General features: G+C 69.8%; 15 protein-coding genes and 2 tRNA genes. 16 read left to right on the plus strand and 1 reads right to left on the minus strand.

What is annotated here, in order from left to right:
- Positions 1–238 precede the first annotated feature (238 nt).
- The 5 genes from proB to ABZT14_RS04285 all read left to right on the plus strand — a co-directional run bounded on the left by proB (position 239) and on the right by ABZT14_RS04285 (position 5263).
- Positions 239–1333 carry a glutamate 5-kinase gene (proB, locus tag ABZT14_RS04265; RefSeq protein ID WP_356297069.1) on the plus strand — a complete coding sequence of 365 codons (1095 nt, stop codon included), beginning with the start codon at positions 239–241 and terminating at the stop codon, positions 1331–1333.
- 179 nt (positions 1334–1512) lie between these two features.
- Positions 1513–1959 (plus strand): hypothetical protein, encoded by a 447-nt coding sequence (locus tag ABZT14_RS04270; RefSeq protein WP_356296643.1) that lies wholly within the window; start codon positions 1513–1515, stop codon positions 1957–1959.
- Between the two features lie 91 nt (positions 1960–2050).
- The gene (locus tag ABZT14_RS04275) at positions 2051–3313 is read left to right on the plus strand and encodes a glutamate-5-semialdehyde dehydrogenase (RefSeq protein WP_356296647.1); all 1263 of its coding nucleotides are present in this window, start codon (positions 2051–2053) and stop codon (positions 3311–3313) included.
- A 154-nt stretch (positions 3314–3467) separates the two neighbouring features.
- Positions 3468–4010, plus strand: a complete 543-nt coding sequence (locus ABZT14_RS04280; RefSeq protein WP_356296650.1) for a hypothetical protein — start codon at positions 3468–3470, stop codon at positions 4008–4010.
- Between the two features lie 146 nt (positions 4011–4156).
- A complete protein-coding gene (locus tag ABZT14_RS04285) occupies positions 4157–5263 on the plus strand; it encodes a hypothetical protein (RefSeq protein WP_356296653.1) in 1107 nt (368 codons plus the stop codon).
- A gap of 106 nt (positions 5264–5369) precedes the next feature.
- On the opposite strand, the gene ABZT14_RS04290 is transcribed toward ABZT14_RS04285, so the two are convergent.
- Positions 5370–6506, minus strand: coding sequence for a M48 family metallopeptidase (locus ABZT14_RS04290; protein WP_356296656.1), 1137 nt, complete (start codon positions 6504–6506; stop codon positions 5370–5372).
- A gap of 141 nt (positions 6507–6647) precedes the next feature.
- On the opposite strand from ABZT14_RS04290, the gene ABZT14_RS04295 reads away from it, so the two are divergent.
- From ABZT14_RS04295 to ABZT14_RS04345, 11 genes are all read left to right on the plus strand, one after another.
- Positions 6648–6836 carry a hypothetical protein gene (locus tag ABZT14_RS04295; RefSeq protein ID WP_356297098.1) on the plus strand — a complete coding sequence of 63 codons (189 nt, stop codon included), beginning with the start codon at positions 6648–6650 and terminating at the stop codon, positions 6834–6836.
- A gap of 43 nt (positions 6837–6879) precedes the next feature.
- Positions 6880–7512 (plus strand): nicotinate-nucleotide adenylyltransferase, encoded by a 633-nt coding sequence (nadD, locus tag ABZT14_RS04300; RefSeq protein WP_356296659.1) that lies wholly within the window; start codon positions 6880–6882, stop codon positions 7510–7512.
- A gap of 788 nt (positions 7513–8300) precedes the next feature.
- The gene (locus ABZT14_RS04305; protein ID WP_356297072.1) at positions 8301–9401 is read left to right on the plus strand and encodes an LCP family protein; all 1101 of its coding nucleotides are present in this window, start codon (positions 8301–8303) and stop codon (positions 9399–9401) included.
- Between the two features lie 140 nt (positions 9402–9541).
- On the plus strand, positions 9542–9970 hold the full coding sequence (rsfS, locus tag ABZT14_RS04310) for a ribosome silencing factor (protein WP_356296661.1): 429 nt from the start codon (positions 9542–9544) through the stop codon (positions 9968–9970).
- Positions 9967–10620 (plus strand): histidine phosphatase family protein, encoded by a 654-nt coding sequence (locus ABZT14_RS04315; protein WP_356297075.1) that lies wholly within the window; start codon positions 9967–9969, stop codon positions 10618–10620. Before rsfS ends, ABZT14_RS04315 begins: the two co-directional genes overlap by 4 nt.
- Before the next feature lie 145 nt (positions 10621–10765).
- Positions 10766–10838: transfer RNA gene (locus ABZT14_RS04320), tRNA-Ala, on the plus strand.
- Between the two features lie 386 nt (positions 10839–11224).
- Entirely contained in the window at positions 11225–11458 is a 234-nt protein-coding gene (locus tag ABZT14_RS04325) for a hypothetical protein (protein WP_356296664.1), read from the plus strand.
- A gap of 153 nt (positions 11459–11611) precedes the next feature.
- Positions 11612–11684 (plus strand) — tRNA-Ala (locus ABZT14_RS04330).
- A gap of 349 nt (positions 11685–12033) precedes the next feature.
- A complete protein-coding gene (gene leuS / locus ABZT14_RS04335; protein ID WP_356296667.1) occupies positions 12034–14922 on the plus strand; it encodes a leucine--tRNA ligase in 2889 nt (962 codons plus the stop codon).
- A 246-nt stretch (positions 14923–15168) separates the two neighbouring features.
- Positions 15169–15858 carry a hypothetical protein gene (locus ABZT14_RS04340; protein ID WP_356296670.1) on the plus strand — a complete coding sequence of 230 codons (690 nt, stop codon included), beginning with the start codon at positions 15169–15171 and terminating at the stop codon, positions 15856–15858.
- A 138-nt stretch (positions 15859–15996) separates the two neighbouring features.
- A complete protein-coding gene (locus ABZT14_RS04345; RefSeq protein WP_356296673.1) occupies positions 15997–16842 on the plus strand; it encodes a DegV family protein in 846 nt (281 codons plus the stop codon).
- Positions 16843–17595 lie beyond the last annotated feature (753 nt).

Raw genomic sequence — 17595 nt, forward strand, 5'->3', positions numbered from 1 at the left:
CGCGAATCACAGCGCGGTCCCGGTTACGACGCTCGGCGCCCGTCCGGTCCCGTACGCCCCGGCCCCGCCCGTGCCGTCCAGCCGTCCACGGGGCGGAACCGCGTCCCGTCCGTCCGGGCCGCTGGCGTAGATTGCGGACGTATCGATCGGTCGCGAGGCGCGGGGACGGCAGAGCACGGTGGCGGAGCACACAGCGGACGGACGTCGGGACGACCGGGACCGGGCGGTCAGGCAGGACGTGGTCCAGGCCCGACGCGTCGTGGTGAAGATCGGGTCCTCCTCCCTGACCACCGCCTCCGGGGGCCTGGACGCCGACCGGGTCGACGCCCTGGTGGACGCGCTCGCCCCCCACGAGGGCCGGGAGATCGTCCTCGTCTCCTCCGGGGCCATCGCCGCGGGGCTGGCCCCCCTCGGCCTGGAGCGCCGGCCCAGGGACCTGGCCCGCCAGCAGGCCGCCGCCAGTGTGGGCCAGGGGCTGCTGGTCGCCCGGTACACCGCCTCCTTCGCCCGGTACGGCCGACGGGTCGGCCAGGTGCTGCTCACCAGCGACGACACCAGCCGCCGCGCCCACTACCGCAACGCCTACCGCACCCTGGAACAGCTCCTGTCCATGGGCGCCCTGCCGATCGTCAACGAGAACGACACGGTCGCCACCGACGAGATCCGCTTCGGCGACAACGACCGGCTCGCCGCCCTGGTCGCCCACCTCATCCGCGCCGACCTGCTGGTGCTGCTCTCCGACGTGGACGGCCTCTACGACGGCGACCCCAGCAGCCCCGGCACCACCCGCATCAGCGAGGTCAACGGACCGCGTGACCTGGAGGGGGTGTCCCTCGGCAGCAGCGGCTCAGGGGTGGGCACCGGCGGGATGGTCACCAAGGTCGAGGCCGCCCGGATCGCCGCGGCGGCTGGCATCCCCGTGGTGCTGACCTCCGCCACCCGGGCCTCCGACGCCCTGTTCGGCCGCCCCACCGGCACCCACTTCCACCCCACCGGCCGGCGCTCCCGGGGCCGGCAGCTGTGGCTGGCCCACGCCTCCACCCCGACCGGGTCGCTGACCCTGGACGACGGCGCGGTACGAGCGGTCCGGGAACGCCGCAGTTCGTTGCTGCCGGCCGGCATCGCCGGCCTGGACGGCGACTTCTCCGCCGGCGATCCGATCGAGCTGCGGGACCTGAACGGGCACGCCTTCGCCCGGGGGCTCGTCAACTTCGACGCCCGGGAGATCCCCCGTTTGATTGGCCGCTCCACCCGCGAGCTGGCCCGCGAGCTGGGACCGGCCTACGAACGCGAGGTCGTGCACCGCGATGATCTGGTGTTGCTGCACCACTGACGCCCCGGGGGCGTCCCCCGGCAGTCCCCAAGAGCCGCCCGCCCAGGGGCCGTTGGGGCCCTTTCGGCACCCCACCGAGGGGGTGGCTTCGCCAAAACGGCCACATGGAGGCCGATCGGCTGGTCAACTCTTCACTGGGCCGCAGAGCCCAGTGACCGTACCGACCACGGAGGCCACCAGTGAGACGACTGACCAGCGTCGACCTCGGGCATCCTCACCGCGACCAGGGGCAGCCCCCCGGCGCCGCTCGGGCCCAGGACGACCAGCCGCCGCGACAGCGACAGCGCACCAGGATGTGGCACGTCACCCTCAGTCTGGCGGGGGAGGAGGCGCCCCTGCGCGAGGTGCGACGCGCCCTGGAGAAACTGGCCCACGACCATCCCTTTCTCCTGGCCAGCCGTTACGCCCACGACCGGGCCGAGATCCGGTACTGGGAGGAGGCCCGCGACCTGCACGACGCGGCGGCCGTGGCCCTGCGCCTGTGGGGCGAACACCGGGAGACCGCCAGCCTGCCGCCCTGGGAGATCGTCGGTCTGGAGGTCGTGGGCCAGGAGACGTACCACCAGCGGCTGGCCGAGGGCTACGGTCCACCGCCGACCTCCGCCCTGGGCGTCCACCCGTTCTGAGCCGGTGCCCCGCGCGTGCCACCGGCCGTCGAGCCGTCCGGTGGCTGGTCAGGGCGTCTCCTTCACCCTGTTGACGCCCTAGGCTGCCGTCATGAGCGCATCCTCGAACTCGCCCGTACGGGAGACCGCCCGTAGCGCCCGCCAGGCCGCCGCCGAGCTGGCCCCGCTGCCGCGCACCAGCAGGGACGCGGCACTGTTGGGCATGGCGGACGCCCTCCAGAGCCGTGCCGGGGAGATCCTGGCGGCCAACGCCGAGGACGTGACCGCCGCGAGGGAGGCCGGGACCCCGGAGGGTGTCGTCGACCGGTTGACGCTCACCACCGAGCGGATCGCCGGCATCGCCTCCGACGTACGGGACGTGGTGGCCCTGCCCGACCCGCTGGGCGAGGTGGTACGGGGCTCGACCCTGGCCAACGGCCTGGAACTGCGCCAGGTCAGGGTGCCGCTCGGAGTGGTCGGCATCATCTACGAGGCCCGCCCCAACGTCACCGTGGACGCCGCCGCCCTCTGCCTGAAGTCCGGTAACGCGACCCTGCTGCGCGGCTCCTCCTCGGCGTACGCCTCCAACACCGTGCTGGTGGAGGTGCTGCGCGACGCCCTGGAGCGGGCCGGCCTGCCCCGGGACGCGGTCTGCCTGGTCCCCGGACGGGACCGGGAGAGCGTCGGCGAACTGATGAGGGCCCGTGGCCTGGTCGACGTGCTCATCCCCCGGGGCGGAGCCGAACTGATCCGCACCGTGGTCGAGGGGTCCACGGTGCCGGTGATCGAGACCGGGGTGGGCAACTGCCACGTGTACGTGGACGCCGCCGCTGACCCCGAGCAGGCGCTGTCCATCCTGGTCAACTCCAAGGCGCAGCGCCCCAGCGTCTGCAACGCGGCGGAGACGGTGCTGGTGCACCAGGACATCGCCGAGGACTTCCTGCCCCGCGCCCTGGCCGCCCTGACCGGGGCGGGGGTCACGGTGCACGGCGACCCGCACTGGCAGAAGCTGGGGGGCGAGGTGGTGCCGGCCACCGAGGAGGACTGGGGGACCGAGTACCTCTCCCTGGACATCGCCGCCGCCGTGGTGCCCGACCTGGACGCCGCCGTGGCCCACATCCGGCGCTGGAGTTCGGGCCACACCGAGGCCATCGTCACCCGGGACACCCGGGCCGCGCGGCGGTTCCAGTCCCTGGTGGACTCCACGGCCGTGATGGTCAACGCCTCCACCCGGTTCACCGACGGCAGCCAGTTCGGTTTCGGCGCCGAGATCGGCATCTCCACCCAGAAGCTGCACGCCCGGGGCCCCATGGGGCTGCCCGAGCTGACCTCGACCAAGTACCTGGTCACCGGAGACGGCCAGGTCCGTCCGTAGCGGGGCGCCGGCCCGGTCCTGACCCGAACGGCCCGAGGTGGCCGAACGGGCTGACCTGGCCGAACAACCCCGTGCGGAAAGGGAGTTGGCGGCATAGCGGAGGGAATCCCCGCGCGGACTGCCTAAGGGGCCCACATCGGACTACTCTGGACTGGTGCCTGACGAGTTGGCGGGCCAGCCGTTCGAGGACGGTGAGGAGCCCGAGGAGCGCATCCGAAGGGCGGCGGACGATTTCGCCGTCCCCTTCGACGAGGACTTCGTGCGTGCGGCGACCTTCCACGAGCCGACCGCCGAGGAGCGGGTTCGCGCGGCTGCCCAGGCACGCGTCGAAGCCGAGTTCCTCGACGGCCACCGTGGACAGTTCGCCGGGCCGGCGAGGGAGTTGAGGCCCGCCCGGGTCACCCCGGAGGACCCGGAGTACGACTACGGCGCCTTCGACGACGGCGCCGAGCGCCCCTACCGGGGTCACGGCCGCTGGCACCGTCCGGTCGCCTGGGTGCTGACCGTGGTGATGGGCATCGGAGTGGTCGCCCTGGCCTTCGCCTCGGTCTACCGGGGCGCCGCCGGACAGCGGGGCACCCCCAGCCCTCCGCCGGCCACCGCCAACGTGGACTCCGGCCACCCCGCCCCCGGTGCGCCACCCGGGCGGGAGGAGTTCGCCGACCCCTCCACCTCCGCCGTACCCCTGGACCGCTGAGGGCGTCGGGCGACCCGGTGGCCGGCCCCTGGTCGGACGGCGGGCTGGCGGGCCAACGGACCTCGCGGTAGCGGAGGTTGGGCCTCCGCCGGTGGTGGGGGCCGTCCAGTCTTTCCACTTCTCCGACAGGATGCGACGCTGGGAGCATGGCCACAGGTGGGGACCCACCCGAGGGGAGGCGCTCGGGAGGCGACGACGAGTACCGCTCCGTCGTCTTCGACGAGTCGTTCGTCGAGGCCGCCCGACTCCAGGAGTACTCCGCGCAGGAACGGCTGCGGGAGGACTCCCGGCCGGTGCGGGACCGGCGCCCCTGGTCCTCCCTGGCCCGTTCGCCACGACAGGGCATCGTGATGGTGCTGCTGATCATGGTCGCCTTCGGCACCGCCATCTACCTGGGCGTACGCAGCCCCTACACCCCGCCCGAACGGCGGGCGGAACCCATGCGCAGCACCGTGATACCTCTGGCCCCCAAGGGCGCGGTCCCCGGCTCCAACCCCCGCGACCTGTTCCGCCACAGCCCCGCCGCCCACTACCGCAGCGGTGCCGCCGGGGTGGCCCTGCCCCGCCCCCGGCCCACCGAGAACTTCTCGCAGACCCAGGTGCTCTCCGCCCTCGCCCTGGCCAAGGAGTACGTGGTGGAGTCCTCCATGGACCAGCGGGTGCTGAACGGCAGGGCCGCCGCACCGGTACGCCGGTTGCTGGACCCCGACCAGCGGCGCCAGTTCGACACCAGCCTGCGGCGCCCCTCCGGTGACGGCCGGCACGCCGCCACCGGCTGGCTGGTCCGCTTCGACCCGTCCACCACCCGCCTCGCCGATCCGGCGGTACGGGTGCGCGGCACCCTCTTCGTGCGGGAGGGCAACCAGGGCACCCTGGAGGTCACGGCCGACCACGTGCTGGTCTACGCGGTGCAACCCGCGACCGGCCAGGAGGGCAAGGGAACCGCGCGGGTGGTCGACCGGGACGGCGACGACAAGCCGGACGCCTCCCTGTTCACCGTGCGGCGTGAGATCCGTATGCAGTTCACCCGCGACGACCTGCGGGACCGGCACCTCAACGTCCGGCAGACCGCCGTACGGGCCGGCCCCATGGCCTGCTCCACCGACCCCAGCGGGGTGATGCGCCCGCTGCTGGCCGGACAGCGCGCGAAGGACGACCGGTCCGCCGGCACCGACCCCTTCGACCGCGACCCCCACCACGGCTCGCTGTGCGGGGTGATGGCGGACAGCGCCCAGCCCCACCCCCGGCACTGAGCCGAGCGCGAAGAAGGCCGAGGAGGGCCGGAGGGGCACCGGGTACGGAAACGACAGGTGCCCCGGGCTCCAGGCCCGGGGCACCGACGGTCAGGCCGGGGTCGGCTCAGCGGCTGTCGCCGTCGCCGGACTCCGAGGAGCCGTCCGACCCCTCGGAGGGGGACTCGCCGCCCTTGCTCTGCGAGTTCTGGGAGTTCTGGGAGTTCTGGGAGGCGCCGGCTCCGGTGAACTTGTCGCGCAGCTTCCCGCCGAGGTCGTTGGCCCCGCCCGCGACGTCGCGGATCAGCCCCATCAGGGGGTCCTTGCTGCTCTTGACGGACTCGGTGTAGTGGCTGGCGGACTCCTTGATGGAGTCGCTCAGCGAGGTGTCCTTGTCCTCGCTGCGGCGCGGGTAGTGGCCGTCCATGATCCGCTGGTAGTCGCGGCTGGTGGACCACTTGCGCAGTTCGGAGGCCCGTACGGCGGCGAAGGGGTGGCTGCGCGGCAGGACGTTCATGATCTTGAGGACCGAGTCGCGGAGGTCGCCGTTGGCCTTCTCGTACTCCTCGGCCTGCTTGATGAACGACTCGATGTTCATCTGGTGCAGGTGGTTGCCACCGGCCAGCTTCATCATGGTCCGCAGCGCCGCGTCGGGGTCCTGGCCCACCAGGAGGCCGGCCCGGTCGGCGGACAGTTCGGACTTGCGGAACCACTCGCGCAGGGCGGTGATGATCGCCGTGATCGCCAGGTTGCCCAGCGGGATCCAGGCGACCTTGACCGCGACGTTGGTGAGGAACAGCAGGATGGTCCGGTAGACGGCGTGCCCGGAGAGCGCGTGCCCGACCTCGTGGCCGACGACGAAGCGCGTCTCCTCCTCGTCCAGCAGCTCCACCAGGCCCGTGGTGAGCACGATGATCGGCTCGTCCATGCCCACGCACATGGCGTTGGGGTTCGGGTCCTGGGTGACGTAGATCGGCGGGACCTTCTCCACGTCCAGGATGTCGCAGGCGTCCTTGAGCATGTCGTGCAGGTGGGCGAACTGTTCCTCGCTGACCCGGACCGAGTCGGCCAGGAACAGCAGGCGCAGGCTGCGTTCCCGCAGCAGACCGCTGAGGGCCTTGAAGACGGTGTCGAAACCGGTGAGCTTGCGCAGCGCCACCAGGGCGGAACGGTCGGCGGGGTGCTCGTAGGCCCGGGAACTGATCCCCGGGAAGCGGCGACGGTCGCGGCCCGGCAGCCGTCGCGCGTTGGTTTCGTCAGTCATGTGAGCCCCCCAGCGGGTTGTGAAGTCACCCGTCATTCCTTGGCCTGTACTCCGCCCCACACTAACCGCCGGGTGCCTTAAGCGGTCTGTGGATGTCGCCTTACGATGTGCCTGTTGCCAAGCTGAGAACTCCTACACCGGATGGACACGCCGACGATGACGCTCGCCAGCACCGCCCATGACGCCCTGCTTGTTCTCGCCTCCGGTGGCGAGGGCGGCGAGCACGGAAGTGAGGGCTCCGCCATCTCTCCGTTCCTGACCGGCGGTGGGGCGTTCTTCGCCCTGCTGTTCCTGTTGTGGATCACCACCCGGTTCAACCGCGACCGCTGATCGAGGTCTCGATCCGTTCGACTTGGGGCTAAGGTCGGCGTGCATGGGAGACGACATAGCGGCGGAGCCCGACGCCAGGCGTCGGCTCGGCGTGATGGGCGGGACCTTCGACCCGATCCATCACGGCCACCTGGTCGCCGCCAGCGAGGTCGCGGCACGGTTCCACCTCGACGAGGTGATCTTCGTGCCGACCGGGCAGCCCTGGCAGAAGAGTCACCAGCGGGTGTCACCGGCTGAGGACCGCTATCTGATGACGGTGATCGCCACCGCCTCCAACCCTCAGTTCTCCGTCAGCCGGATCGACATCGACCGTCCGGGCACCACCTACACCATCGACACCCTCCGCGAACTGCACGAGGAGCATGTCGACGCCGAACTGTTCTTCATCACCGGGGCCGACGCCCTCTCGCAGATCCTGGGGTGGCGGGACGCCGACGAACTGTTCTCCCTGGCCCACTTCATCGGCGTCACCCGTCCCGGTCACGCCCTGTCCAACCCGGGGCTGCCGGACGGCGGGGTCTCGCTGATCGAGGTCCCCGCCCTGGCGATCTCCTCCACGGACTGCCGGGCTCGGGTCGAACGGGGCGATCCGGTCTGGTACCTGGTGCCGGACGGCGTGGTGAGGTACATCAGCAAGCGGAGGCTCTATCGAGAGGGGGAGGAACCCCGATCGTGAACAACCGCCAAGGGGACGGCTACGGCCACCACTACGACCCGTACGGTCAGCAACAGCCCCAGGTGATCGGCTACGACGAACTGGGGCAGCCGATCTACGCCTCCACCCAGCAACCACCCCAAGGCCAGCAACCCGGCTACGACCCGTACGACCCCTATGGCACCCAGGCCGGGCAGTACTACACGCCCCAGGCCGACCCCTACGCCCCGACCGGCTACCAGGACCCGTACGCCCAGCCCGACCCGTACCAGACCTACGGCGGCTATCCCGGCTACGACCAGGGCACCGGCCAGCAACCGCCGGTCACGGATTTCGGAACTGGGCAGCAGCCTCCGGTGTCGGATTTCGGGACTGGTCAGCAGCCCCCTGTTGCGGATTTCGGCACGGGTCAGCAACCGCCGGTCACGGATTTCGGAACTGGGCAGCAACCTCCGGTCGCGGACTTTGGAACTGGTCAGCAGCCCCCTGTTGCGGATTTCGGGACTGGTCAGCAACCTCCGGTTACGGACTTCGGTACGGGTCAGCAGCCCCCCGTCACGGATTTCGGTACCGGTCAGCAGCCTCCGGTCTACGGAGGGCAGGGGCCCTCGGGCGGTGGTGCGGGGCGTGGGGCGAACGGGCCCTCCGCCACGGATCCCGGCTACCAGACCGAGCAGTTCGCCTTCGTCGAGGAGCCCGACGACAACTCCGAAGACGTCATCGACTGGCTGAAGTTCTCCGAGAGCCGTACCGAACGGAGGGAGGAGGCCAAGCGGCGGGGGCGCAACCGTGGCATAGCCCTACTGGTGGTGCTCGCCCTGGTCCTGGCCGGTGGTGTCGGTTACCTCTGGTACGCCGGCAAGCTCCCCGGTGTCGATGCACCGGGCGCCAAGGCCGGACCGGCGGCCGGGCAGAAGCGGGACGTCATCGTCGTCCACCTCCGACCCACCAACGACGCCCCCAGCTCCACACTGCTGTTGGTCGACAACGCCAGTACCGAGAAGGGCAACACCCTGCTGCTGCCCAACTCCCTGGCCCTCGCCTCCGAGGACGGGGACCCCACCACGTTGGGCAAGGCGGTCGAGGAGGACAGCGCCGCACCGACCAGGGACAGCCTCAGCCAGCTGCTGGGCGCCAAGATCAAGGGCACCTGGCGGCTGGACACCCCGTACCTGGAGAACCTCGTGGAGTCGGTCGGCGGGGTGACCCTCACCGCCGACGTCACCGTTCCCGGAGACAAGAAGGGTGACCGGCCGCTGGTGAAGAAGGGCGCCAACCAGGACCTGGACGGAAGGGCGGCGGTCGCCTACTCGACCCACCGCGCCGAGGGCGAACGCCAGTCCGCGCAACTGGACCGCTGGGGACAGGTCATGCAGGCGGTGTTCAAGAAGTTCACCAGCGACGCCAAGTCGGCCACCCGCACCGTGGAGGCCCTGGGCCAGGTCCCCGACCCCTCCCTGGACCAGTCCCAACTGGGCGCCTCCCTGGCCTCCCTGGCCGCCCACGCCAAGTCCGGCGACTACCGCACCCAGCTCCTGCCCGTGCAGGGCAACGGCACCCTCAGCGAACGTACCGGCGACGGGGTGGTGAAGGAGGTGCTCGGCGGCACGGTGAAGAACACCGACCCCGACGCGGCGCCCACCATCCGGGTCAGGAACTCCAGCGGGGACTCGAAGGCGGACGAGGCGGCCCAGGTCGCCCTGGTCAACGGCGGCTTCTCGGTAACCGACGGTGGCAGGGGCAAGGGCGTCCAGGCCCGTTCCCAGGTGCTGTACTCCAAGAAGGACCAGGCGGACCGCGCCAAGGAGATCGCCAGGACCCTGGACCTGCCGGACGGCTCCGTCAAGCGCTCCACCGACGCCGGTTCGGCCGACGTGCTGGTGGTGCTCGGCCGCGACTACGAGGGGTGAGCCGGCCCCGCCCCCGAGGTGAACCCACGGGGGCGGGGCGCGCTCTTCGGTACCGGCTTTCGTGGGACCGGCCACCCTCACCGGCGTGAGACCCTGGAACGCGTGTGTGACCGACCGCTCCTCTACCGAAAGCACTGCCTGTGACCGCCACCGACCGCTCACTGGAGCTGATCAATGTCGCCGCCCAGGCGGCGGCTGACAAGCTCGCCCACGACATCGTCGCTTACGACGTCAGCGAGGTACTGGTCCTCACCGACGCCTTCCTCCTGGCTTCCGCGCCCAACGACCGGCAGGTCAAGGCGATCGTGGAGGGGGTCGAGGAGCAGCTGCTGAAAGAGCTGGGAGCCAAGCCCACCCGTAGGGAGGGCGAGCGCGACGGCCGCTGGGTGCTTCTCGACTACGTGGACGTGGTGGTCCACGTCCAACACAGCGAGGAGCGGGTGTTCTACGCTCTGGAGCGGCTCTGGAAGGACTGCCCGCAGCTTGACCTGCCGGAAGACGCCAAGGCGACCCAGGGACGAGCGGCCGAGGCGGGTGGCGACGGCGCTCTGGACGGAGAGTTCAACTGAACGGGAAGCAACACGCACGCGGCCGTAGGGTCGTGCTCTGGCGGCACGGACAGACCGCCTGGAACCTGGAACGCCGCTTCCAGGGCAACACGGACATCCCTCTCACCGAGGGGGGAGTGGCCCAGGCTCGCCGTGCGGCGAGGCTGCTCGCGGCACTCCGCCCCGACGCGATCATCGCCTCCGACCTCCAGCGGGCCCGGGACACCGCGTCCGAACTGGCGACCCTCGCCGACCTGGAGGTCAGCCACTACGAGGCGCTGCGGGAGACCTACGCCGGCGTCTGGCAGGGGCTCACCCACGAGGAGATCGTCGAACAGTACGGAGAGCAGTACTCCGCCTGGAAGCGGGGGGAGCCGGTGCGTCGAGGTGGTGGCGAGCTGGAGACCGAGGTCGCTGAGCGGGCGGCGCCCGTGGTGGAGGCGGCGGCGGACAAGCTCGTCGACGACGGGATCCTGGTCGTGGTCAGCCACGGCGGCACCATCCGCACCACCATCGGTCGGCTCCTCGGTCTGGAACCCCGCTCCTGGGAGGCCCTGGGCGGATTGTCCAACTGCTGTTGGTCCGTGCTGGGCGAAGGCGCCCGAGGGTGGCGACTGCTGGAGCACAACGCGGGCACCCTGCCCGAGCCGGTACTGGGCGACGACGACTGACCCTCCGAGGGGCTCCGGTTCGGCTCCCGGGCGAGGGTCGGGGCGCTCGCCGCTACGGTTCCGCCGGGGCGGCGCAACGGATTTCCCAGCCGGCCACTGTTCCGGGTAAGCTCTGACTCGTTCGCCGGCCGCAAGGCCCGGTGACGGGGCTATAGCTCAGTTGGTAGAGCGCTTGCATGGCATGCAAGAGGTCAGGAGTTCAATTCTCCTTAGCTCCACACAGTTCCACGGTTCCATGCTCAGATCCCGTCCTCCCTGAGGGCGGGATCTTCTCGTTTTCCCGGAACGGAAGCCGCCAGGGCCGGAGTTCCGGTGCACCAGCGGTGCGTGGTGTGCCTCACCGAGGTGACTCGGGTACTGCTGCGCGCGCTTCGGGCATGGCAGAATCGACGCGGTCGAGAGGGGTGGGGCCTGACGGAGGGGCTGCGATATGTCGGGGACGGTCCTCGCTGAGGACGCCGAGCACCCTGTGTTGTCGTACCCGCCCTGGGCGCACCTCGACTGTCCTGCCTGCGGATCGTCGAACGTCGCCCAGGTGCTGGGCGACAATGGAGGGGTTTCCTACGTGTGCACGGCCTGTGGCCACACCTGGAGTTGATGTCGGATGGGTGCGCACAGCCGGAAGTGCGACTGGTGTACCGGCGGTACTCCGATCGTCCGCGACATGGAACCTCCCAATCCCGCCTACCAGTACTGGTGCGAGGAGTGCGCCCGGGCGCTGATCATAAAGGGCGACCCGATCGAGACCTATCGTGAGCTGGACGGCGAACCGATCTACGGACGGCTACTGGACGAGCACTGCGCGTTGAAGCGGTTCTACTCCTTCGCCAGCGCCTGACAGTGTCTGCCAGCGCTAACGGCGCCTTCCGGGCGGCCGTGGAGTCGTGACCGAGTGGGCGCGTGGGCCACGGGACGCGGATTTGGCGTGAGGTGGCTGGTGCCGTGTAAGGTAGGCGCAGCCGACGCGGGAGATCGCGCGGAAGGCTTACTCGGGGCTATAGCTCAGTTGGTAGAGCGCTTGCATGGCATGCAAGAGGTCAGGAGTTCAATTCTCCTTAGCTCCACAGTTCAGGGCGGGTCGTCATGATGGCGGCCCGCTTCTGCGTTCCCTGCCCACGGATGCGCTCGGGGCAGCCCAACAGCTGTTCGCCAGGCGCCGGTTGGCGGGTGCCGAGGTGGGCCCGGCCTGGTGTCCGCGTTCCCTGTCCCCGCCGGCCGGTATGCGGTCGGACCGGGGGAGGCCTTGCGGTACCCTGACCCTATGCGTGCCGTGTCCCTTCTGCTTAGCGGGCCGCGCTGAGTAGCTCCGGCTGCCGCTGATCGTGCGGCCGGAATCAGCGCGGCGTCCCCTCCTGTGCGAGGGGATTTTTCATTTCCGCGACGGCTCAGACGACCGATGGAGCTTTGAGAACGATGAGTGAGACCACTCCCGCCGAGGCCACGGCCCCCCATCGCTACACGGCGGCACTGGCCGCCGACATCGAGGCACGCTGGCAGGACTCCTGGGAGAAGAACGGGGTCTACGAGGCGCCCAACCCGCCGCCCAGCAAGGCGAGTTCGCACGACTCCCTGGCCGGCGACAGCGAGGTGGTCGCCCGGCCGAAGAAGTTCATCATGGACATGTTTCCCTACCCCTCGGGCGCCGGCCTGCACGTGGGACACCCTCTGGGGTACATCGCCACCGACGTCGTCGCCCGCTACCACCGGATGACCGGCCACAACGTCCTGCACACCCTGGGGTTCGACGCCTTCGGCCTGCCCGCCGAGCAGTACGCAGTGCAGACCGGCACCCACCCCCGGGTGTCGACCGAGGCCAACATCGAGAACATGTCCGCGCAGCTGCGCCGCCTGGGCCTGGGGCACGACCAGCGTCGTTCCTTCAAGACCATCGACCCGGACTACTACAAGTGGACCCAGTGGATCTTCCTGCAGATCTTCAACTCCTGGTATGACCCCGAGGTCGACAGCGCCCGGCCCATCGAGGAACTGCGCCGTCAGTTCTCCTCCGGTGAGCGGCCCACTCCCGAGGGGTGGAGGGAGTGGGGCCAGCTGAGCGCGTTGGAGCAGGCCGACCTGCTGGGCGAGTACCGCCTGGCGTACGCCTCCGACGCTCCGGTCAACTGGTGCCCCGGGCTGGGTACGGTCCTGGCGAACGAGGAGGTCACCGCCGACGGCCGCTCCGAGCGGGGCAACTACCCGGTGTTCAAGGCCAAGTTGCGGCAGTGGAACATGCGGATCACCGCCTACGCCGACCGGCTGCTGAAGGACCTGGACCAGGTGGACTGGCCCGAGGCGATCAAGCTGCAGCAGCGGAACTGGATCGGCCGAAGTGAGGGCGCCCGGGTCGACTTCCCGGTGGGCGACGCCAGGATCACCGTGTTCACCACCCGACAGGACACCCTGTTCGGGGCGACCTACATGGTGCTGGCCCCCGAGCACGAGTTGGTCGACTCGCTGGTCGTCGACGCCTGGCCCGAGGGCACCCGAGAGGCCTGGACCGGCGGCTACGACACCCCTCGGGCGGCCGTGGACGCCTACCGTGCCGAGGCCGCCAGCAAGTCCGACGTGGAGCGGCAGGCCGACGCCAAGGTGAAGACGGGCGTCTTCACCGGCGCCTACGCCACCAACCCGGTGAGCGGCGAGCGGGTACCGGTCTTCATCGCGGACTACGTGCTGATGGGGTACGGCACCGGCGCCATCATGGCCGTTCCGGCACACGACAGCCGTGACTTCGAGTTCGCCCGGGCCTTCGAGCTGCCGATGCGCTGTGTCGTCGAGCCCGAGGATGACCGGGGCACCGACCCGAGCACCTGGGAAGAGGCCTTCAACTCGTATGACGCCAAGGTCGTCAACTCCTCCCACGGCTCGCTGTCGCTGGACGGTCTGACGGTCACCGAGGCGAAGGAACACGTCAACCAGTGGCTGACCGAGCAGGGCATCGGTGAGGGCACGGTCAACTTCCGGCTGCGGGACTGGCTGTTCAGCCGCCAGCGCTACTGGGGTGAGCCCTTCCCCATCGTCTACGACGAGGAGGGCGTGGCCCACGCGCTGCCCGAGTCGATGCTGCCTCTGGAACTGCCCGAGGTCGACGACTACTCCCCTCGTACCTTCGCCCCCGACGACGCTTCCGCTTCCCCCGAGACGCCTCTGTCGCGCAACGAGGAGTGGGTGGACGTCGAGCTGGACCTGGGCGACGGTCGCGGGGTGCGCCGCTACAGGCGGGAGACCAACACCATGCCCAACTGGGCTGGCTCCTGCTGGTACGAGCTGCGCTACCTGGACCCCCACAACCCGGACATGCTGGTCGACCCGGAGATCGACCGGTACTGGATGGCGCCCCGCGAAGGGCTGCCCGCCGGTGGCGTCGACCTGTATGTGGGCGGCGCCGAACACGCGGTGTTGCACCTGCTGTACGCCCGGTTCTGGTCCAAGGTCCTGTACGACCTGGGGCACGTCTCCTCGCCCGAGCCGTTCCACAAGCTGTTCAACCAGGGAATGATCCAGGCCTATGTCTACCGCGACAGCCGGGGCATCGCGGTGCCCGCCGCGGAGGTCGAGGAGCGGGACGGGGAGTACTACTACCAGGGCGAGCGGGTCTCCCGACTGCTGGGCAAGATGGGCAAGTCGCTGAAGAACGCGGTGACGCCGAACGAGATCTGCGACGAGTACGGCGCCGACACCCTGCGCCTGTACGAGATGGCGATGGGCCCCCTGGAGGTCTCCCGCCCCTGGGACACCCGTGCGGTGGTGGGGCAGTTCCGGCTGCTGCAACGGCTGTGGCGCAACGTCATCGACGAGGCCACCGGTGCCGTGACCGTGGTGGACGCCGAGCCGGACGAGGAGACGTTGCGCGCGCTGCACAAGGCGATCGACGGCGTGCGTCAGGACCTGGACAACATGCGTTTCAACACCGCGATCGCCAAGGTGACGGAGTTGAACAACCATGTGACCAAGCTGAGCGAGGTACCGCGCTCGGTCGCGGAGGCCATGGTGCTGCTGATCGCCCCGTTGGCGCCGCATGTGGCTGAGGAACTGTGGCACCGCCTGGGGCACGACGACACGGTTGTTCACCATGAGTTCCCCCAGGCGGACCCTCGGTACGTGGTCGACGAGACCGTGACCTGTGTGGTGCAGGTCAAGGGCAAGGTCAGGGCCCGTCTGGAGGTGCCGCCCTCGATCGAGGAGGCGGACCTGGAACGCCAGGCCCTGGCGGACCCCGGCGTGGTGAAGGCCCTGGGGGACGCGGCGATCCGCAAGGTCATCGTGCGTGCTCCCAAGCTGGTCAACATCGTTCCTGGCTGATCCGTTCCACGTGGGGTTGGGTCGTGCCGGACGGGCACGGCCCAACCGCTGGTCGGCGTCGAGGGATTGGAAGTCGGGCACCCTGGTCGGCTTCCGCTCGCTGGGGCGTCCCCTACGGGACGGATGCGGGCAGTCTCGGGGCTGATCAAGGCCTCACGTCCCTCTCGCTGGGTTTACCGTGTAGGAAGCGACCGATCGTCATCCCGAGCGAGATGCGGAGCACCTATGGACGTTGTTCTCGGTGTGATGGCTCTCTTTTTCGTGGTCTGCCTGAGCCTGGGAATCCTGGTGACGGTGAAGGCGGTACGCGCCGTCAAGAGCGGGGTGGAGCGTGCGGGTGTCCAGGTACGCCGCTCCGTGGACGAGGCGGCCCTGAGGGCCAAGGCCACTCGCCCCGACATCGTGGGCGACGTGGTGCGTACCCGCTTGGAACTGCGCAGGTCCATCGACGGCACACGGCGGGAGTTGGAGGCGAGGGTCGCCACCGACTCCTCCCTGTCCGAATCGCTGAGCCTGCTGGACCAGCTCCACGACCACGCTCGTCAACTCGACCGTGAACTGGGCCTGTTGGAAGCTGAGCCGGACTCCCGTCGAGTCCGGGTGGCCCTTCCGCAACTGCGTGAGCGCGTGGACATCGTGCGGGAATCGGCGGACTCGCTTCGGCACGCCGCACAGGACCGTGCCCGGCGCTTCGACGAGGAGGGGCTGGCCGCGCTGCGGCAGCAGATCTCCGTGGAAGCGGGGGCACTTCGTTCCTGGTCGGATGACCAGGAACCCCTGGCCGCAGCGGAACCGTCGAAGGAACGAGAGTCCGAACCCTCTTCCGGCCGTGCCATGGGCTCTGATCCGAAGCGGGCTCTCGGCCGTGACCAGGCCGACCGTACGGAAGGGACAGGCTTGAACTTCTCCAAGGACTGGCCTTCCCAGAGTGCCTAGCGCGATGTGTCACAGAGGTGATCTCGTTGCCCTCGTGCCTGGCTTCCCCCTTTGCCCAGCACAACCACACCTTCATGAGTCCCTCGCTTCGCGGGGGCGTGCTGCTGGATACGGCTGCTGAGAGATAACCTCCTGCTCATGTCCCGCCATGTCGCGATCGTCACGGATTCCACGGCCTATCTGCCTACGGAGATCCTGGAATGGCACCACATCACCGTGGTGCCGTTGACCGTGGTGATGGGGAGACAGGCTCTTGAGGAGGGGACCCAGATCTCCGTCCTGTCGCTCTCCGACGCTCTGCGCCGGCGGGCCGCCGTGACCACCTCCCGCCCCAGCCCGGCGAGCTTCACGGAGGCCTACCGCAAGGTCGCCGCCAACGGCGCCAAGGCAATCGTCTCGCTTCACCTGTCCGCCGAGATCTCCGGCACCTACGACGCCGCCGTGCTGGCCGGCAAGACGGCTCCCGTGCCGGTTCGGGTGGTGGACACCGGAATGGTCGCCATGGCTCTGGGGTTCAGCGCCATCTCGGCAGCCGAGCGGGCGGCTCGGGGAGGCAGCCTCCAGGAGACCGTCGACGCTGCGGAGAAACGGGCTCGGCACACCTCCACCTACTTCTGTGTGGACACCCTGGACTACCTGCGGCGTGGTGGTCGTATCGGTGCCGCCCAGGCCTTGCTGGGCTCGGCCCTCGCGGTCAAGCCGATCCTGGAACTCTCCGAGGGGCGCATCGAGATGCTGGAGAAGGTCAGGACCTCCTCCAGGGCCATCGCCCGGCTGGAGGAGATCGTGGTGGAGCGCGCGGGTGCCCGGGAAGTGGACATCGCCGTACACCATCTGGCCGCTCCTGAGCGTGCCGAGGAACTCGCGGAGCGGCTGCGCGGCCGTGTGCCCTATGTGCGGGACCTGCACGTCAGCGAGGTCGGTGCGGTCATCGGCGCGCATACCGGTCCTGGGCTGCTGGGTGCGGTGGTGGCCCTGCGCTGAGTCCCAGTTCGCCCCGAACAGCACGGCCAGCATCGCCAGGACAGCCGCCGCCCCAGTCGTGACAGGTCGTCTGGCGTACAGGTGGAGGCCGGCAACGCCGGTACGGAGGTGAGGGGCGGGAGCGAGAGCGCTACGGGCACGAGGCATGGGCGTATCCCTGAAGAGTGGGCTGCTGGCGCCGGCCAGGAGGCGGAGAGCGCCGAGGCCGCGAGTGAGTGGGTGACGAGGCGAGTGCCGACGAGTCGATGGTGCACACGTTCACCGGCTGACGAACCTCGGGGACGGTTTGTTACCACTGTCGAGTGGTTCGGTTATCCACAACCGGCTGGTTATCCACAGAAATCAACGCCGGTCAGCGGCTGCCCGGCGTCCTCAATAGCTTCGCGCCATGGCCAGCACCCGACGCCCCTCAGCCCCGAGCCACCGACGTCCCAACCCCGCCCGAAACCGTCCCCGTTCGCGCCCCGCCCGCCTCCGTGACCGCGCGCGGCGTACCACCGTGCGAACCCACCCGGCTCCTGCCGACGCGACCACCACCGCTCTACGGGAACGTGCCGCCCAACTCCTCGCCCCCACACAGACGTTGCCGTCCACGGACCTGCCCTGGTCCGACGAGCAGGACCGCCACTCCCAGCGGGCAAGTTCAGCCCGACTCACGGCGCACCCCGACGCTGGTCCAGCGGAATCCCACCGGACGACGTTCCGGCCCCCACGAGTCGGGCAACGGGAGGAGGCACCCTCCAACTCCTCAAC

The organism is Streptomyces sp. NPDC005438 (assembly GCF_040606315.1).
Classification (GTDB): Bacteria; Actinomycetota; Actinomycetes; order Streptomycetales; family Streptomycetaceae; genus Streptomyces.